This window comes from Streptomyces toyocaensis (assembly GCF_000725125.1).
Classification (GTDB): domain Bacteria; phylum Actinomycetota; class Actinomycetes; order Streptomycetales; family Streptomycetaceae; genus Streptomyces; species Streptomyces toyocaensis.
In genome coordinates, this window is sequence record NZ_JFCB01000005.1 from 1 (window position 1) to 24,455 (window position 24,455).

The following is a 24,455-nucleotide window of genomic DNA, read 5'->3' on the forward strand; positions in this document are numbered from 1 at the left end:
GGCCGCCGGACGGCCGCCGCGGCGCGTCTCGATCAGGCTCACCGCCCGCTCGGGCAGCCACGCCGACGCCGTACCGCTGTCGTCGGATCCGGAACCGAACAGGTGCGGGGCGAGCTGGGCCTGGAGGTCGGCGGGGTTGGGCCGGGCCGTGGCCTCCATCTGCATGCAGGCCTCGATGAGCGGACGCAGTTCGTCCGGGAGGCCGTCGAGGTCCGGACCCTCCCGGAGCAGCATGAACACGGTCTCGACGGGGTTGGCGCCGTGGAAGGGCGGGTGGCCGGTGGCGGCGAAGACGAGCATCGAGCCGAGCGAGAAGACGTCGCTGGCGCCGGTGACGCTGCGCGAGTCCTTGGCCTGCTCCGGGGACATGTAGGCGGGGGTGCCGACGGCGACGTTCGTCATCGTCAGGCGGGTGTTCGAGACGCCGGAGGCGATACCGAAGTCGATCACCCGGGGGCCGTCCTCGACGACGAGGACGTTGGAGGGCTTGAGGTCGCGGTGGACGAGTCCGGCCCCGTGGATCGACTGGAGCGCCTCCGCGACGCCCGCCGCGAGCCACCGCACCGCCTGGGCCGGGAGGGGCCCGCACTCGTTCACTATCTCCTCGAGGGAGGGTGCGGGGACGTACGCGGTGGCCAGCCACGGCACGGCGGCGCGCGGATCGGCGTCCACGACGGCCGCCGTGTAGAAGCCGGAGACGGCGCGGGCCGCCTCCACCTCACGCGTGAAGCGGACGCGGAACAGCTGGTCCTCGGCCAGTTCGGTCCTGACCGTCTTGATCGCCACCCGCCGGCCGGACGCCGAGCGCGCGAGATAGACCAGCCCCATGCCGCCGGCTCCCAGCCGTCCCAGCACCTCGAACGGCCCGATACGCCGCGGATCGTGCTGCGTCAGCTGATCCACCACTTGCCTGCCACCTCCCCGTACGCGTCGCGCCACCACCTGTGCCCGCGACCGTAGTGCAGCGTCTCACCACCGCCCCGCCGTGGCGGCACGCACCCCGATTCTTCCTGTCAGGACCCCCGGTGGCGAACCGGCCGACAAATCGGGTGTCCGGGTTGACATATGACATGGCGGGCGGAAACGGCTCAGCGGCGCAGCAGCGCGAAGGACGCCCCCTGATCGTCGGTGACCACGGCAGCCGTGCCGTAGGACGTCTCGAAGGCCGGGACCTGGACCCGGCCCCCGAGCCGGGCCACCTGCGCCAGGCCGGCCGGCAGGTCCTCCGCGGCGAAGTGGACGAGGAAGTGCGGCGGCATCTCGGCGGCGAAGACGTCGGTGACCGGCGAGCGGCCGAAGTCCGGGTCGGCGTCCGGACCGAACAGGGCGTCGCGGAAGAGGTCGCCGTAGAAGGTGTTCGCGGTCTCGGTGTCCCGCGTGTACAGCTGCACCCAGGCGAAGGTGCCCGGCTCGTGGCGGCGGCCGAAGCCGGGGGTCCGCGCTCCCTGCCAGAGGGCGAACACGGCCCCCTCCGGGTCGGTGACGAGCGCCGTGGAGCCCAGGTCGCCGAAGGGCAGCGGCGGGGAGACGACCTGGCCGCCGCCCGCGCGGATCCGCGCGCACAGCGCCCCGGCGTCCGGGGTGGCGAAGGACACCGTCCACACGGTCGGCAGCCGGCCGTCCGGCTTGTGGGCGAGGGAGGCCACGGGCGCCCCGTCCTTCAGCGCCCGGACGGTCCCCTGGGGCTGGTCCTCGAAGGTCCAGCCGAAGAGCTCACCGTAGAACCGCTTGCCCGCCGCCACGTCGGGGAGCTGCGCGTCCACCCAGCACGGCGTGCCCTCCGTGTATTCCGATGCCCTGTTTTCGGCCATGCCGCCAAACTAGCGGCGCGGCCCGCACCGCGCAGACCAGGCACACCAGTGTGCGGGCAGCCGAGCACCCCATTTGCAGTCGGCCGAATCGCGCTCGTATCACCCGTCGGTAAGCTGACGGCATGACAGGACAAGTGCGTACCGTCGACGGCCGCGTGGCCGGCCGGCGTGGGCAGGCGACCCGGCAGAAGCTGCTCGACTGCCTCAGCGAGATGCTCAGCTCCTCGCCCTACCGGGACGTCAAAGTCATCGACGTCGCCCGCCGCGCGGGGACTTCTCCGGCCACCTTCTACCAGTACTTCCCGGACGTCGAGGGCGCGGTCCTGGAGCTGGCCGAGGAAATGGCTTCCGAGAGCGGCGGGTTGACCGCGCTGGTGGAGGGCCGTTCCTGGGCGGGGCGGGCCGGCTGGCAGACGGCTCAGGAACTCGTCGACGGTTTCCTGGAGTTCTGGCGGCAGCACGACGCGATCCTGCGGGTCGTGGACCTCGGCGCCGCCGAGGGCGACAAGCGCTTCTACAAGATCCGCATGAAGGTCCTGAACTCGGTCAACACCTCGCTGGCGGCCTCCGTCGCCGAGCTGCAGTCCAAGGGGCGGATCGACAAGGACGTGAACCCCGGTGCGATCGCGGGCTCCCTGGTCGCCATGCTCGCGGCCGCGGCCTCGCACCAGAAAGGTTTCTCCTCCTGGGGCGTGAAGCAGGCGGAGCTCAAACCCAACCTGGCTCTGCTGGTGCACCTGGGGGTCACCGGCAGGAAGCCGACGAAGTAGCCGCCCGGCGGCACCCCCCTCTCCCACGCGATCTCCACGTCCTGTCAGCCAGGCGGCGGGCCACTCCGGTGGACCGCCGCCTGTCGCGTGGTGCGGGGCGGTACCCGAGGGTGGACAGCGCGGAGGACACACCGGCGCGCGGTCGGCGCCGTACCCCTTCGAGTCCGTCCCCACGCCGGAATGCCCCGGCCGTGGGCACCCGACGCAGCAGCCGCAGGAGGACACCGACATGGCCCTGACCCGCGCGGAGCGTGAACAGTTCCTGGCCGAGCCGCACGTCGCCGCACTCTCGGTCGACGCCGAGGACGGCCGTGCCCCGCTCACCGTGCCGATCTGGTACCAGTACGCGCCCGGCGGCGACCTGTGGATCATGACCGGTCTCGACTCGCGCAAGAACCGGCTGATCGGGGCGGCGGGGCGGTTCTCGCTCATGGTGGACCGCGTCGAGCCCACCATCCGCTACGTCTCCGTCGAGGGCCCGGTCGTCGGCACCGCCCCCGCCACGATCGAGCTGCTGCGGGAGATCTCCGCCCGCTACCTCCCGGCCGGCAAGGTCGAGGGATACGTCGACTTCGCCTGGAAGGCCCACGGTGAGCAGGTCGTCGTGCGGATGCGGCCCGAACGGTGGGTCTCCTCCGACCTCGGGTCGGTCTGAGCGGGCCGGACACCCGACAATCGGGGCATGGAACCCGATATGCACGAGCTGCTGCGGTCCCTGCGGGTGTGGGACCCGGCGGTCACCGACCTGCGACCGCTCGACCCGGACGCCGCACCCGACGGGCCACTGCCGCTGTTCACGCGGTGGCTGGCGGAGGCGGCGGCGGCCGGACAGGCCGAGCCGCACTCCATGTCGCTGGCCACGGCGGACGCCGAGGGCCTGCCGGACGTGCGGATCGTGACGCTGCACGGCGCGGACGACGACGGCTGGTCCTTCGCCACCCATGCGCACAGCCGCAAGGGCGGCCAGCTCGCCGGCCGCCCGTATGCCGCGCTCGCCTTCTACTGGCCCGTGCTGGGCCGCCAGGTACGGGTGCGCGGGCCCGTCGGGACCGCGACGGCCGAGGAGGCGCAGGCGGATCTGCACGCCCGTTCCACGGGGGCGCTGGCCGCCGCCCTGACCGGCAGGCAGAGCGAGGTCCTCGGCTCGGTGGAGGAGCTGACCCGGGCCTCGGACGGCGCCTGGGAGCGGGCGCGGCGGGAGCCGGGGACGCCGGTGCCGTCCTGGACGCTGTACCGCCTGCGGCCGGACGAGGTGGAGTTCTTCCAGGGCGACGACCGGCGGCGGCACGTACGGCTGCGCTACCGGCGGGCCGACGGCGGGTGGGTCAGGGAGTTGCTGTGGCCGTAGCCGCCGGAGGGCCCGGTGCGGGGTCGGTGGCGAGACGGGCGTGCAGGTGGGCGTCGCGGAAGGCGTCGTGCCGGTCCGCCGCGAAGACCGCCCCGCGCATCGTCCCCTCGTAGCGGAACCCGCACCGCTCGGCGACCCGGCAGGACGCCTCGTGTCCCACGGCGTGGTCCAGCTCCAGCCGGTGCAGGCCGAGTTCGGTGAACGCCCAGTGCGCGGCGAGCAGCAGCGCGCGGGTGGCCACGCCCCGGCCGCGGGCCTCGGGGAGCACCCAGTAGCCGACGCGGCCGACGCGCAGCACGGGACGGATCTCGTTGACGGCGATGTGGCCGAGCACCGTACCGGTGTCCGCGTCCGCGATCCGGAAGGAGGCGGCACCGCCGTCCGCGGCCTGCTCCGCCCGGACGCGCAGTGTCTCCCGGGCCCCGGCCCGGTCGGCGACCGGCCGGAGCGGGGTGTTCCAGCGCCGGAACTCCGGGTCCGTGGTGCCGCGCAGCCACACGTCGACGTCGGCGGGCGACGCCGGGTCCCAGGGGCCCAGGTGCAGGCCGTGGCCGTCGAGTTCGGGCCGCGGGTGGAATCGGGTGCGCTTGCGTGCGGAGGCCATGGGTTCCATTCAAACCCGGGGAACCGGTGGAGCGATGTGATCGATCCGCAACCAATTCCGGTCTTGACCGAGACCCATCAAGCAGGTGCGGGATTACGCTCGCGCTCATGACCGACTCCTCCCCCACCGCGCGGCCCTCCGCGCCCAACCCGGCGGACCGCCCCGTCTACGTCGTCGGCGGCGGACCGGGCGGACTCTCCGTCGCGTACGCCCTGCGTGCCCGGGGGATACGGGCCGTCGTCCTGGAGCGGTCCGACCACGTGGGCGACTCCTGGCGGCGCCACTACGACCGGCTGCGCCTGCACACCACCCGGCGGCTGTCCGCCCTGCCGGGGCTGCCGATGCCGCGCCGGTTCGGGCGGTGGCCGGCCCGGGACGACGTGGTCCGGTACCTGGAGAAGTACGCCGAGCACCACCGTCTGGAGATCGTCACCGGTGTCGAGGTCTCCCGGATCGAACGCACCCCCGACGGCACGGGCTGGGTGCTGCACGCCACCGGCGGCCGCGAGCTGACGGGGGCGGCGGTCGTCGTCGCCACGGGCTGCAACCACACCCCGCGCGTCCCCGACTGGCCCGGGCGGGACACCTACACGGGCGAGTTCCTGCACGCCCGCGCGTACCGCGACCCGAAGCCCTACGCCGGCCGGGACGTGCTCGTCGTGGGCGTCGGCAACACGGGCGCCGAGATCGCCGTGGACCTGATGGAGGGGGGCGCCTCCCGGGTGCGGCTGGCGGTGCGCACCCCGCCCCACATCGTGCGCCGCTCGACCGCGGGCTGGCCCGCGCAGTACTCGGGCGTCCTGGTCCGCCGGCTGCCGGTCGGCCTCGTCGACCGGCTGTGCCGCGTCCAGGCCCGGCTGGCCCTGCCCGACCTGTCCGACCGGGGCCTGCCCCGCCCCGCGTCCGGTCTGTACAGCCGGGTGCGTCAGGGCGCCATCCCCGTGCAGGACGTCGGCCTGATCGACGCCGTGCGCGAGGGGAGGGTGGAGATCGTGGCGGCGGTGGAGGGGTTCGAGGAGGACCGGGTCGTCCTGGCCGACGGGGACCGCATCGCCCCGGACGCGGTCATCGCGGCCACCGGGTACGCGCGGGGCCTGGAGACGCTGGTCGGTGACCTCGGCGTGCTGGACGACCACGGCAGACCCGTGGTCCACGGCCCCCGCACCGCGCCGGGCGCCCCCGGCCTGCACTTCACCGGCTACACCAACCCGATCAGCGGCACCCTCCGCGAACTGGCCCTGGACGCGCCGCGCATAGCGAAGGCGGTCTCCCGCACGACGAGGGCATCCCGCCTCCCCACCGGGTAGCCCGCAGACCCGGCTGCGGGCAGTCGTGCCGCTGGGGCGGCACGGGTGGGCGCAGCGGCACCCCGCAGGCGCCGGGTTGCGCCACGCCCCCGGCCCGGCCCCGTGCAGGGGACCTCACGCAACCGCCGCCACCGTGGCGGCCGGGCGCCGGATCACCAGCGCCATCAGCGCCGCCGCCGCGCACAGCGCCCCCGACGCGATCCAGACCACGTCGTACGACCCGAACGCGTCCCGGGCCACGCCCCCCACGAAGGCGACGACAGCCGCCCCCACCTGGTGGGAGGCGAGCACCCACCCGAACACGATCGGGCTGTCGTCCCCGTAGTGCTCGCGGCACAGCGCCAGCGTCGGCGGCACCGTGGCCACCCAGTCGAGCCCGTAGAACACGATGAAGAAGATCATCGGCGGATGCACGCCCGGCGCCAGCAGCATCGGCAGGAACAGCAGCGACACCCCGCGCAGCGCGTAGTACACGGCGAGCAGCCGCCGCGAGTCGAACCGGTCGGTGAACCACCCGGACGCCACCGTCCCGACGACGTCGAACACCCCGATGACGGCCAGCAGCGACGCCGCGGTCGTGATCGGCATGCCGTGGTCGTGGGAGGCCGGCACGAAGTGCGTCTGGATCAGCCCGTTCGTCGAGGCGCCGCAGATCGCGAACGTACCGGCGAGCAGCCAGAAGGGCCCGGTCCGTACCGCCGAGAACAGCACGGTCACCGCCCGCCGGGCCGCCCCCGGCACGGGCGCGGGCTTGGGCACGAACTCCTTCGCCCCGTAGGGCTTCTGCCCCACGTCGGCCGGGTGGTCGCGCAGCAGCAGCCAGACGAACGGCACCACCGCGAGGGCGGCGAGCGCCACCGTGACGGCGGCCGGCCGCCAGTCGTACCGGTCGACGATCCAGGACAGCACGGGCAGGAAGATCAGCTGCCCCGAGGCGGACGCGGCGGTGAGGATGCCGCTGACCAGGCCCCGGCGCTCGGTGAACCAGCGGTTGGTGACGGTCGCGGCGAAGGCCAGCGCCATGGAGCCGGAACCGAGGCCGACGAGCAGACCCCAGCACAGCATCAGCTGCCAGGCCGCGGTCATCCAGACCGTCAGTCCCGAGCCGAGCGCGATCACGGTGAGGGCGACCGCGACCACACGGCGGATGCCGTAGCGGTCCATCAGTGCCGCCGCGAACGGCGCGGTGAGGCCGTACAGCGCGAGGTTCACGGAGACCGCGGCGCCGATGGTCCCGCGCGACCAGCCGTACTCGTCGTGCAGCGGGTCGATGAACAGGCCCGGCACGGAACGGAACGCGGCGGCGCCGATGATCGTCACGAAGGTGACGGCGGCGACGAACCACGCCCGGTGGACGCGGGTGCGGGCGGGTCCGCGGCCGCCCGCGGGCCGCTCCACGACGGCGGCTGTCTCGCTTGTCTGGGTCACGCCATAGAGCTTCCGGGGGCGGGTACCTCCGCATCCAGTGGCCCGGAGGACAGCATTCGTTAGGATCGGGCCATGGATCCGGCCACCCTTGCGCACCCGTCCACCGACGTCCGCCGCCACCGGGTCGTCGTGCTCGCCCTCGACGGGCTGCTGCCCTTCGAGATGGGCATCCCGCACCGCATCTTCGGCAGCCCGCGCGACGGGCGGGGACGGCGGCTGTACGAGGTCGTCACCTGCTCCGTCCGGCCGCCCGGGCCGGTCGAGACCGATGCCGACTTCGCGATCCACGTCGCCCACGGCCCCGGGGCCCTGGCCACCGCGGACACGGTGATCATCCCGGCCTCCTACGAACTCGGCCCGGTCTACGAGCACGGTGAGCTGACCGGCGAACTGGCGGCCGCACTCGCCCTGATCCGGCCCGGCACCCGCATCGCGTCCATCTGCACCGGCGTCTACGTCCTCGCCGCCGCGGGGCATCTCGACGGGCGCCGCGCGACCACGCACTGGGCGGACGCCGAGCGGCTCCAGCGGCTCTTCCCGCGGGTCGAGGTCGACCCCGACGTGCTGTTCATCGACGACGGCGACATCCTGACCTCGGCGGGTGTCGCGGCCGGCATCGACCTGTGCCTGCACATGGTGCGGCGCGACCACGGGGCCGCCGTGGCCAACGACGTGGCCCGGCGCACGGTCGTACCGCCGCACCGCGACGGCGGCCAGGCCCAGTACATCCAGCGGCCGGTGCCCGACCCGCAGCAGGCGTCCACGAGCGGCGCCCGCGCGTGGGCCCTGAGCAGGCTGCACGCGCCCCTCCAGCTGCGGGACATGGCCGCGCGGGAGGCGATGTCGGTACGCACCTTCACCCGCCGCTTCCGGGAGGAGGTCGGCATCAGCCCGGGGCAGTGGCTGACCCAGCAGCGGGTGGAGCGGGCCCGGCATCTGCTGGAGTCCACCGATCTGTCCGTGGACCAGGTGGCGCGGGACGCCGGTTTCGGCACGGCGCAGTCGATGCGGCAGCACCTCCAGGCCGCACTGGGGGTCACGCCGACGGCGTACCGGCGCACCTTCCGGGCGGCCGGCGGACGGCAGGACGCACCGGTCGCCGCGTCGGCCGTGAGATGAGCGGAAGACTGTCCACAGCCTGTGGACAGTCGAGGCACTCCTGCCGTCGGCGGCGGCGCGGCGCTGTGCGCCCCGAGCACGGCAGCGCCGCACCGCTCTTCGGCTCGGCGCTCCCGCCCGCTTCCCCTCGGCCCTGGAGGATCCGACGCCGAATCACGACCCACACTCGTCGAGGGCTCCCGTCGTCGGGCCCTCGCCGTCCCCTCGCGGCGAATCGCTGACGAACAGCGTGATCACACCGTCACGGCGCGTCAACACCGGTTCGGGTGAGGCGGTGGGGTATGCGGCATATGCCCTGTTCGTGCACACCGCGCACGGAAGCACACCCGGCGCACCGGTTCACACGCCGCCCCGTGCGGCCGGCCCACCGTGCACCCGTGCCCCGTGTGTTCTCACACGGCTTCGTACGCCAGCCCGTCGTAGGCAGCGGCGCCCCCGCCGCAGACCGGAGCGGCCTCGGACTCCCCCGCGCAGCGGTCCAGTTCGCACCAGATGCGCTTGCCGGCAGCCTCGGCGCTCCAGCCCCAGCGGTCGGCCAGGCCGTCCACGAGGGCGAGCCCGCGCCCGCCGGTCGACTCGCCGTCCACACAGCGGGGCACCGGCGCCCGGTCGCTGCGGTCGGCCACCTCCAGGCGGACGATGGCATCCTCGGCCGCCCCCGCGCCCGGCAGGGACAGCCGCAGCACGGCGGGACGGCCGGTGTGCACCACGGCGTTGGTGACGAGCTCCGAGACGAGCAGGATCAGCGTCTCGGCCAGGGGTTCGTCGACTCCTATGCCGGCCCCTGCCAGGCGTGAGCGGGCCCACCGCCGGGCCCGTCCCACCTCAGCGGGGTCGGGCCGGATCTCCAGCTGCACTTGAAGCACCTGCACCGCTCACACCATCCGAACCGGCGGACACTTGGACTCGCGCCTCACGAGGGCCACGATCGTAGCCACTTTCTGCATGCCCAGAACAATGGACTGGACGGGAGTCACGGAACGTGAATCCCGTGTGGGACAGCATGGTTGACGTACAGTCACGCCAACAAGCGCTTCGGGCATATTCCAGCGCGAAGGAGTACCCGTGCGGCATACTGTGCGACGCTCGCCACGGGACGTCGAACAGGCGGCGGACGACGGCCCGGACACCCGGCGAGCGACCGCAGGCACCAGCGGAGACGGAGTCGCCTCGGGGGCGACTCCGGCGCGGTGCGTGCTCACAACGACTCGCATCCCACACAAGGTACCGGAGCGGACATCCGACTCCGGGCCGTGACGAGTCGCGCGGAGGGCACAAGCCCGTATCAACGCTCCGTGATCACGGGGAATGCCACGATCCGCGACATCCGCGCGGGGCGCGTCACTCGGGCACGGTGAAATAGCGGGCGAAGGCCCGGACGACCTCCTCCTCGCCGATCCTGCCGTCGCCGTCCGTGTCCAGCGCGGCGGCGACCGTACCGGCCAAGTCCCCGGCGACGCCGAGGACCTTCAGCATCCGAGCGGTGCTCTCGACGCCGACCGCGCCGTCTCCCGAGGTGTCGGCGACGGCGAGCGCCGCGTGCAGGAAGGGACGGGCGATCTCGGCGAAGCGCTCCGGGTTGTCCCGCAGCCGCTTGACGGCGCCGTTCACGAACTCCTCGCGCGTGATGCGCTGGTCGCCGTCCCGGTCCGCGATCCCCGCCATGCCCTGCCAGAACGCCTCGGCGCCGACGTACAGGGCCTGGCCCCGGTCGGAGCGCGCGGCGGTGCCGAACTCGGCGAGCAGCGCCTTGGCCGCTCCGTTGAAGTCCTCGCGGTCGATGTAGCCGTTGCCGTCCTGGTCGAAGGTGGCGAACCGTGCCGCGATCCTGCGCTCGTACTCGCTGGTGACCATGTCTCTTTCAGGCCGCCTTAGGTCGGTGGGGACGTCTCGCAGGGAGCGTACGTGGTGAAGGGCCGCCGGGGAGCCCGAAAGCGGCGCCCGGACCAAGACCGGGGGAACAACGGGACAAGCGTGTGACACGCGAGCGGTCGCACCGCGTCCGCCGTCCGGCCGGGCGGCTCAGGCGGACAGCGGACGGGAGTCCTCGTCGAGGGCGGACGGGACGTCCGGGTGGATCTCGAAGAGGCGGCGGACGCCGAGGGCACCGAGCACCTTGTTGACGTGGCTGCCGTCGGCGGCCCCCCGCGCGGGGAGGATCAGCCGCAGGCTGCCCTGGCAGGAGCGCAGCAGCCGGCGCGAGGCGATGAGCACGCCCACCCCGCTCGAGTCGCAGAACCACACGTCGGAGAGGTCGAGGACGAGGCTGTGCCGGCCCTCGGCCACCACGTCGTGCACCCGCTGGCGCAGCACCGGGGACGTCATCAGGTCGAGCTCGCCCGACACCTGGAGCACGGCCCAGTCGCCGTGCTCCCGATCGGTCACTTGGAAGGTCACCACCACGCCCCTCGCTCGCCGAAACGGAAGCAATGCCTACGCTTCCTTGCAGCGCGGCTGCCCACCGGCCGTTCCCTGAAACGCGGCCCTAAAAACGGGTGTCGATCAGAAAGGGCTTGTTTTAGTCGTCTTCGATCCGATTCGATCGGTTCCGAACGACCCGAGGAGGGGTAGGCGTTGGCCCGAGGAACAACTGACGTGCCCCGGAGGCCCTTTACCACCTGCGGCTCCCCCGGGGGCGCACAATGCCGCAAAGGGGCGTGCGCCCTCGTTCGTGCCGACTACATTCATGGGGTCGCCGGCCGCACGCCGGCCCCGGGCACCGACCGGCCCGGGGTCCCGCGGGAGGAACAGGGGGTGAGGGGCCGCATGCCGAAGAGGGACGTACCGCCCCGCTGGGACCGCACGATGCAGCAACGGCTCGCGCGCGGCGAGGCGGCCGCCCTCGGTGAGCTCTACGACCGGTTCGCCTCCCTCGTCCACGGCCTCGCCCACCGCGTCGTCGGGGACGAGCACACGGCCGACGGCATCACCCGTGACGTCTTCGCCCATCTCTGGGAGCACCCGGACTCCTACGACCCTAGGCAGGGACCCCTGCGCAGCTGGCTCGCCGCGCTGACCAGCCGGCTGGCCGTGCAGCGGCTGCGCACCACCGGGACGGCGGCGCTCGCCCGGGGCGGCCCCGGCACCACGGAGGACCTGGAGCGCAAGGTGCGGCACGCCTCGGTCGCCGCCCGCGCCGACTACATCGTGCAGTCCATGCCGACGCCCCTGCGGGCCGCCCTGGAGCTGGCCTACTTCGAACGCCGGGACTACCGCCAGACCGCCCTCGACCTGGGCGTCACCGACGAAGAGGCCCGCCGTCGGCTCCGCCTCGGCCTGCAACTGCTGGCCACCGCCCACGACACCGGGGCCCCGGACGCCCCGCCCGGAATCGGGGGTGCCGCGTGACCGGGCACCCCCGCGAGCCGTACGACGGGAACGCCGGGGACCGGCACGGGCCGGCGGCCGTCGGCACGCGCCCCGCGAACGGGCCGGACGCTGTGCCCCTCGTGCTGGAACACCACGTCCTGAAGTCACTGCTGGGCGCATGGGCGCTGGCCGCCTGCGCGCCGGCGGAGGCGGAGGCCGTGGAGGAGCATCTGGGCGACTGCGGCCCCTGCGCCGACGAGGCGCTGCGGCTGCGCGAGGCGGTCGGCCTGCTCCAGCGGCCGGAGAGCCTCGACCTGAACCCCAGGTTGCGCACCCGCGTGCTCGACTCCTGCCTGGAGCGGCGCCCGCCGCGCGTTCCCGTACCGGAGTGGGCCGCCGCCTACGACGCCGAGGCCGCGCGACTGGACGCGCTGCTCCAGGACTTCGGTGACGTCGAGTGGCGTGCGCCGGTGCGGCTGCGCTGGTACGAGGCCGACGAGGCGAGCAGTCGCCGCACCACCGTCGCGGGGGTGATCGCGCACCTGCTGACGGTCGACGGGCTGGTCGCGGTCGCCCTCGGCCTGGACGACCCGCTCGGCGACGCCGCACCCGCCCGGCCCACCACCCCCTCGGACCGGACCGAGGCCTACTGGCGGGCCGCCCGCCTCCCGCCCGGCCGCTCCGTCCGGGCGCCCTGGCGGGCGCAGACCCACGCCCTCGTGCGGACGGCGTCCGTCACGGACGGCGGGTCCGGGCGCACGACGGTGCCGTACGGCGACTTCGAACTGCCGCTGCACGACGCGATGCTGGACCGGGCCTTCGAGTGCTGGGTACACGCGGAGGACATCGCCGAGGCGGTGGACTACCCCTACGACCCGCCCTCCGGGCGGCATCTGCACCGCATGGTCGACCTGGCCGCGCGGATGCTCCCCGCCGTCCTGGAGCACCGCCGGCTGCACGGGCTGGCCTCCCCCGTCGAGCGCCGTCTGGTCGCCGCCGGGGAGCCGGGGCGCAGCCTGCGGCTGGAGATCGAGGGGTCCGGGGGCGGGGAGTGGCTGATCCCGCTGGACTCCCCCGCGGCGAAGGGCTCCGCGGAGCACGAAGTGGCCCATGTCGCTCTGGACGGGGCGGAGTTCTGCAGACTGGCCGCGGGGCACGTGCCGCCGCGGGAGGCTGCCGCCGGGCAGGAGGGGGACCGTGAGGCGATCAGGGACGTGCTGTTCGCCGCGGCGAGCCTGAGCCGCATGTAGGGCGGGTGCGAGTGCGCGGTGCGCGGTGCGCGTGGGGCGGGTGCGGTGCGTCGGCGGCCGCGGGCAGTCGGTGGCTGATCGCGCCCACGCGGCGGAGCCGCACATCGAAACAGCCCCGCCCCCCTGGAGGTGCGTTCACTGCACGTACCTCAGGGGCGCGGGGAACTGCGCGAGAGGCCCACACGAACCCGCAGCCGCCCGCGATGCGGAGCCACAGGCCGAAACAGCCCCGCACTGCTGAAGAAGCGTCCACCGCACCTGCCTCAGGGGCGCGGGGAACTGCGCGACCGGCCCACACGAACCCGCAGCCGCCCGCGATGCGGAGCCACAGGCCGAAACAGCCCCGCACTGCTGAAGAAGCGTCCACCGCACCTGCCTCAGGGGCGCGGGGAACTGCGCGACCGGCCCACACGAACCCGCAGCCGCCGACAAGACGGAAGCCCCGAGCCGTCAGGCGAACACCACCGTCCTGCGGCCGTTCAGCAGGATCCTGCGCTCCGCGTGCCACTTCACCGCCCGCGCCAGCGCCTGGCACTCCACGTCACGGCCGACGGCGACGAGCTGGTCGGGGGTGACGTCGTGCCCCACCCGCTCGACCTCCTGCTCGATGATCGGCCCCTCGTCGAGGTCGGCGGTGACGTAGTGCGCGGTGGCACCGATGAGCTTCACGCCCCGCGCGTGCGCCTGGTGGTACGGCTTCGCGCCCTTGAAGCTCGGCAGGAAGGAGTGGTGGATGTTGATGATCCGCCCGGAGAGCTGCTTGCACAGGTCGTCGGAGAGGACCTGCATGTAGCGGGCGAGGACGACGAGTTCGACCCTGTCCTCGCGCACGATCTCCAGCAGCCTGGCCTCGGCCTCCGCCTTGCCGTCCTTCGGCACCGGGATGTGGTGGAAGGGAATGTTGTACGAAGACACCAGCTCGGCGAAATCGGTGTGATTGGACACCACCCCGGCGATCTCCACCGGCAGCGCACCGGTCCGCGCGCGGAACAGCAGGTCGTTCAGGCAGTGCCCGAACCTGCTGACCATCAGCAGGATGCGCATCTTCTCGTCGGCCCGGTTGATCTTCCAGTCCATGTGGAAGGCGTCACCGATCGCCGTGAAGCTCGCCCGCAGCTTCTCCACGGTCACCGGGGCGTCCGCCGAGAAGTGGACGCGCATGAAGAACAGTCCCGTGTCGTGGTCGCCGAACTGCTGGCTGTCCTCGATGTTGCAGCCGGTCATGAACAGGTAGCTGGACACGGCGTGCACGATGCCCTGCTTGTCGGGGCAGGACAGGGTGAGGACGTACTGGTCGGCCGGGGCCGCGGCTCGGGTGGACTGCTCGCTCATGCAGAAAAGGGTCCCACACGCCAGGTGGCGCCCGGCCGGCCGTTCCGCTACGCGGACCGCGTCACGATGCGCAGCACCTCAAGGGTGCTCGGCGGGGCGTCGGGGTCCTCGCCGTCGCTCGTCGCCATCCGCACGTGGGCGTCCCGCGCGGCGCGCACCGCCTCCGGCCAGCCCTCGTGCTCGAGGTAGGCGATCACCGGCGCGTCCGGACCGACCTGGTGCATGATCCGCAGCACGCGCAGCACCGCGGTGTCGACGAGCGCCGCCTCCTGGGAGTCACGGAAGATCGTGCCGACGTACTTCTCGGCGGACCAGTTGTCCAGCCAGGTGTCCTCGACCAGGCGGTAGACGGCGTCGGTGACGTCCCCGTAGCCGGGCACGCCCGCCAGCCAGACGTCCCGCTGGAAGCCCGGGTCGGAGAGCATGTGCAGCGCGGAGCGCACATTGCTGCGCCAGCGCCACCACGGCATGTCGTTGAGTGGCATGCCGCCCATGGTGGAGGAGCGACGGCCGCGACGGGAAGAGTTCTCCGAACCTTGCACGGTCGTCGATCGTACGTTTCCGTGCCCCACCGGTCACAGCGGACCCCGCAATTCACCTCCACGTCACCCACCGTTGAACAAAGGTCACTCCCCGGTTGGCCGTGTGACGGAATCGTGCGGGAGCATGACCGGCAGGCGACAGACCCGCAGCACCTTCCTCCCCCGCCTCCTCACCCGGCCCGTCAGAGCCGGCGCCCTGACCACGGGCGTGCTGGTGGCGTGCGCGTCGCTCGCCACCGGGTGCGGGATCGTCCCCGGTGCCACGGGGGGCTCCGGGGACGACACCATCACCGTGATGACGTGGGCGCCCGAGGACACCGACGCCACCAACAAGCCCGGAATGCCCGCGTTCGCCGAGGCCTACGCCCGCTGGGTCAACTCCCGGGGCGGTATCAACGGCCGCCGGCTGAACGTGCTCACCTGCAACGAGCAGAACGACACCGTGGCCGCCGCGCGGTGCGCCCGGCGCGCGGTCGACGAGAGGGCCGTCGCGGTCGTCGGCTCCTACAGCCAGTACGCCGACTCCTTCCTGCCCACCCTGGAGGCCGCCGGCATCCCGTACATCGGCGGCTACGGCATCACCAACGACGAGTTCACCAGCCCTCTGTCCTACCCCGTCAACGGCGGGCAGCCGGCGCTGCTGGCCGGCCTCGGCCGCACCCTCGCCGACCTCTGCGGTCCGGTCACCCTGGTCCGGCCCGACACCATCGTGGGCGACCAGCTGCCCCCGCTGCTGGATTCCGGCCTGACGGCGGGCGGGCACGCCCCCGCGGGCGACCAGCGCGCCGCGGAGGCCGCCACCGCGTACGACAGCCAGGTGGGGCGGGCCCTGGAGCGCGCCACCGCCGAGCCCGGCGAGGAGGGGTGCGTGGTGCCCGCGCTCGGCGATCGCACGGGCACCTTCATGGACTCCTTCCGGCGGGCCCGCGGCGACCGCTCCGGCGTGCGCACGGCGACCGTGCTGGGCAGCGTCGACCAGTCGACGGTCGACGCGTCCGGCGGGGGGTCGGGGCCGTACGAGGGCTCGTACGTCACCGGCTGGTACCCGGCGGCCGGCGACGCCGCCTGGGACCCGATGAGGAAGGTGATCAAGGAGGAGGCGTTCGGCGACAACCGGATCGACGCGGCCGACGCCGGGGTGCAGACCACCTGGATCGCCTACACCGTGTTCCGGCAGACCGTCGAGTCGCTCGGCGACGGCGAGGTGACCGCCGACACCGTGAGCGGGGCGCTGGACGGCGGGCTGGAGGTCACCACCGGCGGGCTCACCCCGACGCTGCGGTGGAAGTTCCAGGACGAGCTCGCCGCCGTCGGTTTCCCCCGGCTCGTCAACGCGCACGTGACCCTGCAGGTGGTCGAGAAGGGCCGGCTGGTGGCGGCCCGCAAGGGCTTCACCGATGTGACGAAGACCCTGCGGCACGCGGACCTGTGACCGGCCGCCGTTCCTCGGGGGCCTGAGCGGCCTCAGTGCCCCCGGGGACTCGTCACAGCTGGGTCGGCTGACGTTCGGTCAGGCCGTACTGCTTGGCGATCGCGTTCCACAGCCGGGCCGCCTTGCCCTTCTCCGCGGTCGCGGTGCCGCTGGCCCGGTTGCCGGCCTGGGTCTGGCCGGTCGACCGGGCCTGGCCCTTCTTGCACAACTTGCCCTTGCTGCCGGCGACCTGGTCCGCCCAGGCCGCGTAGTGGTTGTCCGCGGAGGCCGACGCCTGCCACGCCTTGGTGAGCGCGGTGGTCAGCGCCTGGTGGTCCGGCAGCTTGTCCACGGAGAGGGCGGAGAGGTCGGTCACCAGCCGGCTGCGCTGCCCGGCCGCGTCCCGCAGGTCCTTCGCGGCCCGGCCGAGGTCGCGGCAGGCCTTCACGTCGGCGACCGCGTTGATCACGGCGGTGCGGCTGTCGCCGCTGTCGGCCAGCAGCTTGTCCAGCTCGACGGCCTGCTCACGGACGGGATCCACGGACGGTGAGGGGGAGGCCTCCTCGCTCGCGGGCGCGGTGGCGGACACGGTCTGGTTGCCGCCGCCGTCGTCGTCGCCGCCCCCGCTGCCGAGCAGGGCGCCCGCGCCGACACCGAGGACGGCGATGCCGACGCCGACGGCGGCGATGACCGGTATGCGGGTGCCGGAGCGGCCCCCGCCGCGTCCGGCGCGGCCGCCGCGGACGGGGCCGGCCGGGGGCGGTGCGGGGGCGGCCCCGGCGGGCCCGCCGTACCCCACCTGTGGGAGCTGCTGCGTGGATGCGGCCGGACCGCCGTCGTCGCTGCGGAAGAGGTTGTCGAACTCGGCGGGCGGCTGCCGGTTGCCCTCACCGGGCGGCGCGGCCGGGGCGCCGTAGGGCTGCCCGGCGGGCTGGTCGGTGACGGGGGCGATGTACTGGGTGGCCTCGGCGTCGGGGTTCGCGGCGGCCGGCGGGTGGCCGGCGCCGGGGGCGTGCTGCGGGGACAGGCCCAGGTAACGGGTCGTCTCGGAGTCGTGCGCGGCGGGCATCTCGGGCGGCAGCGCGCCCGGGCCCACCGGGGGTATGTACTGCGTCGCGCCCTCGTCGGCACCGCCGGCGGGTACCGGCGGCAGGAACTGGGTCGCCCCCTCCGCTCCGTCGGGCGCGGCGTGCGGCAGCGGCGCGCCCCCGGCCGGGGGGCCGCCGTAGGTGTTCGGGGCGGGGGCGCCGTAGCCGGAGCCGGGGTGGCCGGCGCCCGGGTGGGGTGCGGGGGCTCCCCCGGCGTGGGCGCCGTACGCGTCACCGGCCCCGTGCGCGCCCGCCGGACCGTTCGTGCCCGGGTGGCCGCCGTATCCGGCGTCCGGCTGGGGCAGGGCGGCGGACGCGGCGTTGTCGCCGTACGCCCCACCGGCCCCGTGCGCCGGGGGCCGGGCGCCCTCGGGGGGCAGCGGGCCGGGGCCCTGGGTGCCCTGGGGCGGGTTCTGCTCGCCCCAGGAGGACTGCTGCGGGGTGCCCGTGCCCCACTGTCCGGCGTCCGGGGCGGGCTGCCAGTCCCGGCCCGCGGGCGGCCCCGGGGTGTGCTCGCCGGGACCCCACGGCGTGCCCCAGGTCTGGCCGCCGGGCGGTGCCGAGGCGGGGAAGCCGCCGGCGGACGGCCTGCCGTCCGCGCCGCCGGGGGCGGCCGGTCCGGGCGTGGTGCCCGGCAGCAGCGGTTCACCACCGTCGGAGGGCAGCACGATGCCTTCGCGCGCGGGGCGCGGCGAGGGCTCCTCGCCCTGTCCACTCTGCGTCACCGGGACTCCTACCCATGGGGGATCTTGTGCATCGTCGGCTCACGCTACCGGGTCCCCGGAGCCCGGTGCCACGCAGCACAGGACCCGCCCCCTGCCCTGTGAGCGCGGTAACAGCACCGGTTCACCGCACGCCGATCGGCTCACCCCCTCTGTCCCTGACCCCGCCCGGTACCCGGCGTCACGCCGCCGCCTGGAGCTCCATACGCGCCCCGAACTCCCGTACCACCGGCTCCTCCCGGTACGGCTCGAGACGCTGCTGGAGGTCCTCCAGGTACTCGGCACCCCGGTTGGACCGCAGCCCGTTCAGCAGGCCGGCCGCCTTCAGACCCGTACTGCAGGCCTGCTCGATTTCACGTTGCTGCACCTGCGCGGTGGCCAGCAGCACGTAGCCGATCGCCCGCCGCCGGGCCCGCGACTCGGGATGCCCCTCCAGGGACTGCCGGGCGCACCGCGCGGCGGCCTCGGCGTTCCCGAGGTCCCGGTGACAGTGCGCCAACTCGTCGGCCAGGTAGGCCTCGTCGAAGTGCGCGATCCAGGCCGGGTCGTCACCGGAGGCCGCGTCGGCGGCCTCCATGGCGCTCACGGCCCGCCCCGCCGCCCCCTGCGCGGCGTGCGCGTCGCCCATCAGCGCGTGCCCGCGCGCCTCCGCGGCGAGGAACATCGCCTCCGCGCGGGGGGTCACGCGCCCCCGCGCGCCCTCCTGCGCCGCCCGCGCCAACTGCGCGATCTCGCGGGGGTTCCCGAGCTGCGCGGCCAGGTGGCTCATGGAGGCGGCGAGCACGTACCCGCCGTACCCGCGGTCCCCGGCCGCCTGCGCCAGCCGCAGCGCCTGGATGTAGTAGCGCTGGGCGAGACCCGGCTGCCCGGTGTCGACGGCCATGTAGCCGGCGAGTTCGGTGAGCCGCGCGACCGCGGCGAACAGGTCCCGGCCCACGGCCTCGCGGTACGACCCTGCCAGCAACCCCGAGACGACACTGTTGAGGTAGTGCACCACGACAGGGCGGACGTGCCCGCTGCCGTACTGGTGGTCCAGGTCGACCAGCGCCTGCGTCATGGACCGTACGGCCGCCACGTCGGACTGTCCCACGCGCGGACCGGCGGACCGCGCCACCTGGCCGTCGGGGGCGGAGATCAGCCAGTCGCGGCTGGGCTCCACCAGCGCGGAGGCGGCGACGGAGGAACCGGACAGGAAGTCCCGCCGCCCGACGTCGCTGCGCCACAGCTCGCAGACCTGCTCGATGGCCCCCAGCACCGTCGGCGAGAACTGGAGACCGACACCCGACGCGAGGTTCTTGCCGTTGGCCATGCCGATCTCGTCGATCGTGACGGTACGGCCCAGTTTGCGGCCCAGGGCCTCGGCGATGATCGCCGGTGCCCGGCCCCTCGGCTGCTGTCCGCGCAGCCAGCGCGCCACCGACGTCTTGTCGTAGCGCAGGTCGAGGCCGTGCTCGGCGCCGCACATGTTGACCCTGCGGGCGAGACCGGCGTTGGAGCATCCGGCTTCCTGGATGAGCGCCTGCAGCCGTTCGTTCGGCTGCCGCGCGACGAGAGGCCTTGCGGCCATGGCGTACCCCCTGAGGCTGCGGTGCCTGCCCACGCACCGGGTTGACGTTCTTCCGCGGCCGTACTTCTCACGTCCCGGCGAGAAGAACCGGCCGTGAAGATCAATGCCCCGCCGAAGTGCCGACAATGCGGGACATGTGAGGATTGCCGGGGTAACGGCTGGTGCCGGCCCCCCTCGTGGTTACCCATGCGCGGATGCGGATCCCCCCGCGCGCCCCCACGGATGCACCCATGCGCCCCGAGTACGGCGGCGATGCTCCTCCCCCGCGCATGCGGGCGGGCGTAACCCCTGGTGACGGCCGTAGTTGTGTTCATCGTGGAAGAGACGATCGCGGGCGCCGACGCCGTACAGATCCCGAAGCAGCGCGGGGAATCGCTGCTGGACACCGCCGTTCGCTACGTCGAGGAACGGCATTGGGAGGTGTTCCCGGGCACCCGGGTCGAGGTCGTCGACGGGGTGCACGGCTGCTCGTGCGGTGACGCGGCGTGCGCCGCACCCGGCGCGCATCCGGAGCGCCGGGACTGGGCGGGCCGGGCGACCGGCAGCGCCACCGTCGCGCGGCGGATGTGGCAGGCGCAGCCGGCCGCCTCGATCCTGCTGCCCACGGGGCGGACGTTCGACGCGGTCTCCGTTCCGGAGACGGCCGGGTTCCTGGCGCTCGCGCGGATGGAGCGGATGGGCCTGACGCCGGGGCCGGTCACGGTGACGCCGGACCGGCGGACGGAGTTCTTCGTGCTGCCGGGGGCGGCGGTGAAGGTTCCCGACCTGGTGCGGAGGGCCGGTTGGTCGATGGCGTCGCTGGACCTGACGGTCCTGGGGGAGGGTGCGTACGTGGCGGCGCCGCCCACGCGGTTCGGGTGCCGGGGGGCCGTGCAGTGGGCCTGCCGGCCGACCGCGGCGAACCGGTGGCTGCCGGATGCGGAGGAGTTGGTGCCGTCGTTGGCGTATGCGTGCGGGAGGGATCGGTAGGGCGGGTGGGGCGCCCACGAGCCTTGATGCCGTCGCGCGGCTGCGGGTCCGTCGTGGCCGGTCGCGCCCACGCGGCGGAGCCGCACACCGGCACAGCCCCGCGCCCCTTGAGGTGTGCTGTTCCCCCCGTAGGCTTCCACGTGACGGAGGGAGACGTGGTGGGTGGCAATGCCGTACGCGTACGGGGGCTCTGGAAGCGGTTCGGGCAGCAGGTCGCCGTCGGGGGGATCGATCTGGAACTGCCGGCCGGCCGGTTCATCGGGCTGGTCGGGCCGAACGGGGCGGGGAAGACCACCACGTTGTCCATGGTGACCGGGCTGCTGCGGCCGGACCAGGGCACCGTCGAGGTCGTCGGGCACGACGTGTGGCGGGACCCGGTGGAGGTCAAGGCCCGGATCGGGGTGCTGCCGGAGGGGCTGCGGCTGTTCGAGCGGCTGTCGGGGCGGGAACTGCTCGCCTACACGGGGCGGTTGCGGGGGCTGCCCGGTGCCGAGGTCGACAAGCGGGCCACGCAGCTGCTGGACGTCCTCGACCTGGCCGGTGCCCAGCACAAGCTCGTCGTCGACTACTCGACCGGCATGCGCAAGAAGATCGGCCTCGCCGCCGCCCTGCTGCACAATCCGGAAGTCCTTTTCCTGGACGAGCCGTTCGAGGGCGTCGACCCGGTCTCGGCGCAGATCATCCGCAGCGTGCTGGAGCGGTACACGGCGTCCGGCGCCACGGTGGTGTTCTCCTCCCACGTCATGGAGCTCGTCGAGTCGCTGTGCGACTGGGTGGCGGTGATGGCCGCGGGCCGCATCCGCGCCGACGGCCCGCTCGCCGAGGTGCGCGGGGACGCGCCCTCGCTCCAGCGGGCGTTCCTGGAACTCGTGGGCGCGGACGGCCGGGACGCCGGCTCCGACCTCGACTGGCTGGGCGGCGGGGCCCGGTGAGCGCGCCGGCGATCACTCCCGTCCTCGTCCGGCTGAAGCTCTCCCTGCTGCGCAACGGCCTGCGGCAGTCCGGCGGCCGCAGGGCCGCGTACATCGCCTCCGCCGTCGCCGCCCTGCTGTTCGCCGCGCTCCAGCTCATCGGGCTGATCGCGCTGCGCGGCGTCGACCACGCCGAGTCCCTGGTCGTGCTCCTCGTGGCGGTGCTGGGGCTGGGCTGGGCGGTGATGCCGCTGTTCTTCCCCGGCGGTGACGAGACCCTCGACCCGACCCGGCTGGTGATGCTGCCGCTGCGGCCGCGGCCGCTGGTGCGGGCCCTGCTCGCGGCCTCGCTGGTCGGCATCGGCCCGCTGTTCACGCTGTGTCTGCTCGCCGGTTCGGTGATCGCCGTCGCGCGCGGCGGGGCGGCGTTCGCCGTGGGCGCCCTCGCCGTGCCGCTGGCGCTGCTGGTGTGCGTGGCGCTCGCGCGGGCGGTCGCCGTGTCCCAGGTGCGGCTGCTGACCAGCCGCAAGGGCCGGGACCTCGCGGTGCTCAGCGGACTGGTCATCGCCGTGGGTGCGCAGGTGGTCAACTTCGGTGCGCAGCGCCTGGGTTCGTCCGGCCTGGCGGAGCTGGGCCCGTCCGCGGACGTGCTGCGGTGGCTCCCGCCGGCGTCGGCGATCGGCGCGGTGCACGCGGCGGGCGAGGGCTCGTACGGTGTCGCCGCGACCCAACTCGTCCTGTCCGGTGCGGCGCTGGCGGGTCTGCTCGCCCTGTGGTCGCGTTCCCTGACGCGCCTGATGACCTCGCCCGACGGCTCCACGCTGCAGGGGGGCGAGACGCCGGTGCGCGACCGGGCGTCGGCCGGGCTCGCCCGGCTGCTGCCCCCGGGCCGGACCGGCACGGTCATGGAGCGCAGCCTGCGCTACATCTGGCGCGACCCGAAGACCAAGACCGCGTGGGTGACCTCGCTGGCGATCGGGCTGATCGTGCCGGTGTTCAACGCCTGGCAGGGCACCGGCTCGGTCTACTTCGCCTGTTTCGCCGCCGGGATGCTCGGCGTGATGATGTACAACCAGTTCGGGCAGGACACCTCGGCGTTCTGGATGGTCGCGACGACCATCTCGTCGGCCCGGGACGCCTACGTCGAACTGCGCGGCCGCGCGCTGGCCCTGCTGCTGATCACCCTGCCGTACTCGGTGCTCGTCACCGTGCTGACGACGGCGATGCTGGGCGACTGGGCGCGGCTGCCGGAGGCGCTGGGGCTGTCCTTCGCCCTGCTCGGCGCGATGCTCGCGACGGGCGCGTGGACCTCGGCCCGCTTCCCGTACTCCATCCCGCAGGAGGGCTACAAGAACGTGGCCCCCGGCCAGGTCGGGCTGGCCTGGATCTCCATCTTCGGCGGGATGGTGGCGGCGGCGGTGCTGTGCCTCCCGGTCATCGCGCTCACGATCTGGCTGAACCTCGACGCGGCCGGCCACGGCCTGCTCTGGCTGCTGCTGCCGGCGGGCACGGTCCACGGGGCGGCCCTGGCCCTGCTGGGACTGCGGCTCGCCGCGCCGCAGACGGCCCGCCGACTGCCGGAGATCATCACGGCGGTGAGCAAGGGGTGAGGCCCGCGCGACGGACGCCGCGCGGGGCGCTCAGTTACCGCCGAGGGAGTCCAGGAAGGGTTCGATCGCGGCCAGCCAGTCCTCGGGCTGGTCGTAGTGGACGAGGTGGCCCGCGTCGGCGACCTCCGCGTACTGACCGCGGGGCAGGACGCGCACCATCTCCTGGGCCTCCGCGCGGCCGAGCTCGCCGTCGAGGCCGCGGACCACCAGGGCGGGGCACCGCACCTGGGCCAGCTCCTCCCAGTGGGCGTCGTACACCCAGGTCTCGCGGGAGCGGAGCATCTGGTCCGGGTCGAAGACCGGACGCCAGCCGTCGGGGGACTCGGCCATCACCTCGGCGTAGAACTCGCCGCGTGCGGGGTTCGGCCGTTCCACCCAGGGGTCGTCCTCGCCGAACCACTTGCGGACGTCGGCGAGGGTGGCGAAGGGAACCGGCCAGGCCTTGAACCACTCCGCCCACTCGCGCTGCGAGGCGGCCCCCAGGGCGGAGGCGCGCATGTCGCAGATGATCAGGCCGCGCACCAGGTCGGGACGTCTGGCGGCCAGTTGCCAGGCGGTCAGCGCGCCCATCGCGTGGCCGATGAGGACGGTGGGGCCGAGGCCGAGCTGTTCGAGGGCGGCCTCGGCGTCGTCGACGTAGGCGTCGCGGGTGAAGGAGGCCTGCGGAGGCTTGTCGCTGCGGCCGTGGCCGCGCTGGTCGAGGGCGACCGCGCGGTGGCGCGCGGAGAGCCGGCGGGCGGTGGACGCCCAGTGCGAGGCACGGCCCATCAGGCCGTGGAGTAACAGCACACCGGGCGCGTCCGGCCCGGTGGACTCCGCCGGGCCCGCCCCGCTCTTGGACGGATCGCCGAACTCCCAGGCGGCGAGCCGTACCCCGTCCGCCCCGGTCACGTCGATGCGTCGCGCCATGGTCCTGGCACCCCCCAAGCTCGCTGCCTGCCCACTGCCTGTTCCGGCCCTGCCTGTCGCCCTGCCCGCCCGCAGATTATCGAATACACATTCGAAGACGTCTTTTCGCCCGGCAACACCCCTCGTTCGAGTGACCCCCGGCGGGGATTGATCGCCGCGGGCCGGGGGAGATCTTCAGCGGGAGGCGGACCGCTCGGGGAAATCGGTCCGAGGGGAATGACCCTGAGAGCTCGGGGCTCCGGGTCAGCACAGGGGAGGACAGGCCCCGGCGCCCTGCGGCGCCGGGGCTCCTCACGTGGTCACGGCACACCGTCCCGCCCCTCCCCGGCCGGGGGTGACATCGCTGTCGGCCCGGCCCAGAGCCCCTCAGGTCATATGCCTCACGTGACAGCCTCGCACGCGATTCCGGCGAGCGCTGCGATTCGACGTACTGGATCTTGGAATCGGC

At 73.8% G+C, this 24,455-nt stretch carries 23 protein-coding genes; 11 read left to right on the plus strand and 12 right to left on the minus strand.

The annotated features are described in order from the left end of the window. A partial coding sequence (locus BU52_RS07880) for a serine/threonine-protein kinase (RefSeq protein ID WP_037930404.1) occupies positions 1-906 on the minus strand: 906 nt, incomplete at its 3' end. 182 nt (positions 907-1,088) lie between these two features. Then, complete coding sequence (locus BU52_RS07885; protein WP_037930407.1) at positions 1,089-1,811, minus strand: VOC family protein; 723 nt, start codon at positions 1,809-1,811, stop codon at positions 1,089-1,091. A 122-nt stretch (positions 1,812-1,933) separates the two neighbouring features. Here BU52_RS07885 and BU52_RS07890 point away from each other — a divergent pair, with 122 nt between their 5' ends. From BU52_RS07890 to BU52_RS07900, 3 genes are all read left to right on the plus strand, one after another. Further along, positions 1,934-2,581 carry a TetR family transcriptional regulator gene (locus tag BU52_RS07890; protein ID WP_235216282.1) on the plus strand — a complete coding sequence of 216 codons (648 nt, stop codon included), beginning with the start codon at positions 1,934-1,936 and terminating at the stop codon, positions 2,579-2,581. Positions 2,582-2,810: 229 nt separating this feature from the next. Continuing rightward, on the plus strand, positions 2,811-3,236 hold the full coding sequence (locus tag BU52_RS07895) for a pyridoxamine 5'-phosphate oxidase family protein (RefSeq protein WP_037930412.1): 426 nt from the start codon (positions 2,811-2,813) through the stop codon (positions 3,234-3,236). Positions 3,237-3,263: 27 nt separating this feature from the next. Further along, positions 3,264-3,929: a pyridoxine/pyridoxamine 5'-phosphate oxidase gene (locus tag BU52_RS07900; protein ID WP_037930415.1), complete on the plus strand. Its 666-nt coding sequence runs from the start codon at positions 3,264-3,266 to the stop codon at positions 3,927-3,929. Here BU52_RS07900 and BU52_RS07905 read toward each other — a convergent pair. Next, positions 3,907-4,533, minus strand: coding sequence for a GNAT family N-acetyltransferase (locus BU52_RS07905; RefSeq protein ID WP_037930418.1), 627 nt, complete (start codon positions 4,531-4,533; stop codon positions 3,907-3,909). The genes BU52_RS07900 and BU52_RS07905 overlap by 23 nt on opposite strands. 107 nt (positions 4,534-4,640) lie before the next feature. On the opposite strand from BU52_RS07905, the gene BU52_RS07910 reads away from it, so the two are divergent. After that, positions 4,641-5,840, plus strand: coding sequence for a flavin-containing monooxygenase (locus BU52_RS07910; protein ID WP_037930421.1), 1,200 nt, complete (start codon positions 4,641-4,643; stop codon positions 5,838-5,840). A gap of 114 nt (positions 5,841-5,954) precedes the next feature. On the opposite strand, the gene BU52_RS07915 is transcribed toward BU52_RS07910, so the two are convergent. Then, a complete protein-coding gene (locus BU52_RS07915) occupies positions 5,955-7,268 on the minus strand; it encodes an MFS transporter (RefSeq protein WP_037930424.1) in 1,314 nt (437 codons plus the stop codon). Positions 7,269-7,340: 72 nt separating this feature from the next. On the opposite strand from BU52_RS07915, the gene BU52_RS07920 reads away from it, so the two are divergent. Continuing rightward, a complete protein-coding gene (locus tag BU52_RS07920) occupies positions 7,341-8,387 on the plus strand; it encodes a GlxA family transcriptional regulator (RefSeq protein ID WP_037930425.1) in 1,047 nt (348 codons plus the stop codon). A gap of 392 nt (positions 8,388-8,779) precedes the next feature. Here BU52_RS07920 and BU52_RS07925 read toward each other — a convergent pair whose 3' ends face one another. From BU52_RS07925 to BU52_RS07935, 3 genes are all read right to left on the minus strand, one after another. Then, a complete protein-coding gene (locus BU52_RS07925) occupies positions 8,780-9,244 on the minus strand; it encodes an ATP-binding protein (RefSeq protein ID WP_037930427.1) in 465 nt (154 codons plus the stop codon). 484 nt (positions 9,245-9,728) lie between these two features. Beyond that, positions 9,729-10,241 carry an EF-hand domain-containing protein gene (locus BU52_RS07930; protein WP_037930429.1) on the minus strand — a complete coding sequence of 171 codons (513 nt, stop codon included), beginning with the start codon at positions 10,239-10,241 and terminating at the stop codon, positions 9,729-9,731. A 168-nt stretch (positions 10,242-10,409) separates the two neighbouring features. Beyond that, a complete protein-coding gene (locus tag BU52_RS07935; RefSeq protein ID WP_037930431.1) occupies positions 10,410-10,790 on the minus strand; it encodes an STAS domain-containing protein in 381 nt (126 codons plus the stop codon). Between the two features lie 363 nt (positions 10,791-11,153). Between BU52_RS07935 and BU52_RS07940 the strand changes: the two genes are divergently transcribed. Both BU52_RS07940 and BU52_RS07945 read left to right on the plus strand, forming a co-directional pair. Next, on the plus strand, positions 11,154-11,735 hold the full coding sequence (locus BU52_RS07940) for a sigma-70 family RNA polymerase sigma factor (protein ID WP_037930433.1): 582 nt from the start codon (positions 11,154-11,156) through the stop codon (positions 11,733-11,735). Next, positions 11,732-12,946, plus strand: coding sequence for a maleylpyruvate isomerase N-terminal domain-containing protein (locus tag BU52_RS07945; RefSeq protein WP_235216283.1), 1,215 nt, complete (start codon positions 11,732-11,734; stop codon positions 12,944-12,946). Before BU52_RS07940 ends, BU52_RS07945 begins: the two co-directional genes overlap by 4 nt. Positions 12,947-13,396: 450 nt before the next feature. Here BU52_RS07945 and purU read toward each other — a convergent pair whose 3' ends face one another. Beyond that, the gene (gene purU / locus BU52_RS07950; protein ID WP_037930435.1) at positions 13,397-14,278 is read right to left on the minus strand and encodes a formyltetrahydrofolate deformylase; all 882 of its coding nucleotides are present in this window, start codon (positions 14,276-14,278) and stop codon (positions 13,397-13,399) included. Between the two features lie 47 nt (positions 14,279-14,325). Continuing rightward, positions 14,326-14,763, minus strand: a complete 438-nt coding sequence (locus BU52_RS07955) for an SCO4402 family protein (protein WP_235216284.1) — start codon at positions 14,761-14,763, stop codon at positions 14,326-14,328. Positions 14,764-14,944: 181 nt separating this feature from the next. Here BU52_RS07955 and BU52_RS07960 point away from each other — a divergent pair, with 181 nt between their 5' ends. After that, the gene (locus tag BU52_RS07960; RefSeq protein ID WP_037930438.1) at positions 14,945-16,252 is read left to right on the plus strand and encodes an ABC transporter substrate-binding protein; all 1,308 of its coding nucleotides are present in this window, start codon (positions 14,945-14,947) and stop codon (positions 16,250-16,252) included. Positions 16,253-16,304: 52 nt separating this feature from the next. On the opposite strand, the gene BU52_RS07965 is transcribed toward BU52_RS07960, so the two are convergent. Together BU52_RS07965 and BU52_RS07970 are read right to left on the minus strand one after the other, a co-directional pair. Beyond that, the gene (locus BU52_RS07965; RefSeq protein ID WP_078903154.1) at positions 16,305-18,044 is read right to left on the minus strand and encodes a hypothetical protein; all 1,740 of its coding nucleotides are present in this window, start codon (positions 18,042-18,044) and stop codon (positions 16,305-16,307) included. A gap of 178 nt (positions 18,045-18,222) precedes the next feature. Then, positions 18,223-19,608: a tetratricopeptide repeat protein gene (locus BU52_RS07970; RefSeq protein ID WP_037930443.1), complete on the minus strand. Its 1,386-nt coding sequence runs from the start codon at positions 19,606-19,608 to the stop codon at positions 18,223-18,225. Positions 19,609-19,914: 306 nt separating this feature from the next. Here BU52_RS07970 and BU52_RS07975 point away from each other — a divergent pair, with 306 nt between their 5' ends. The 3 genes from BU52_RS07975 (at position 19,915) to BU52_RS07985 (ending at position 23,098) form a co-directional block, all read left to right on the plus strand. Continuing rightward, the gene (locus BU52_RS07975) at positions 19,915-20,577 is read left to right on the plus strand and encodes a bifunctional DNA primase/polymerase (RefSeq protein WP_037930446.1); all 663 of its coding nucleotides are present in this window, start codon (positions 19,915-19,917) and stop codon (positions 20,575-20,577) included. Positions 20,578-20,717: 140 nt separating this feature from the next. Beyond that, the gene (locus BU52_RS07980) at positions 20,718-21,509 is read left to right on the plus strand and encodes an ABC transporter ATP-binding protein (protein ID WP_037930450.1); all 792 of its coding nucleotides are present in this window, start codon (positions 20,718-20,720) and stop codon (positions 21,507-21,509) included. After that, positions 21,506-23,098 carry a hypothetical protein gene (locus BU52_RS07985; RefSeq protein WP_037930453.1) on the plus strand — a complete coding sequence of 531 codons (1,593 nt, stop codon included), beginning with the start codon at positions 21,506-21,508 and terminating at the stop codon, positions 23,096-23,098. The genes BU52_RS07980 and BU52_RS07985 overlap by 4 nt, the downstream gene beginning before the upstream one ends. Positions 23,099-23,128: 30 nt before the next feature. Here BU52_RS07985 and BU52_RS07990 read toward each other — a convergent pair whose 3' ends face one another. Beyond that, a complete protein-coding gene (locus BU52_RS07990) occupies positions 23,129-24,007 on the minus strand; it encodes an alpha/beta fold hydrolase (protein WP_037930457.1) in 879 nt (292 codons plus the stop codon). Between the last annotated feature and the right edge of the window lie 448 nt (positions 24,008-24,455).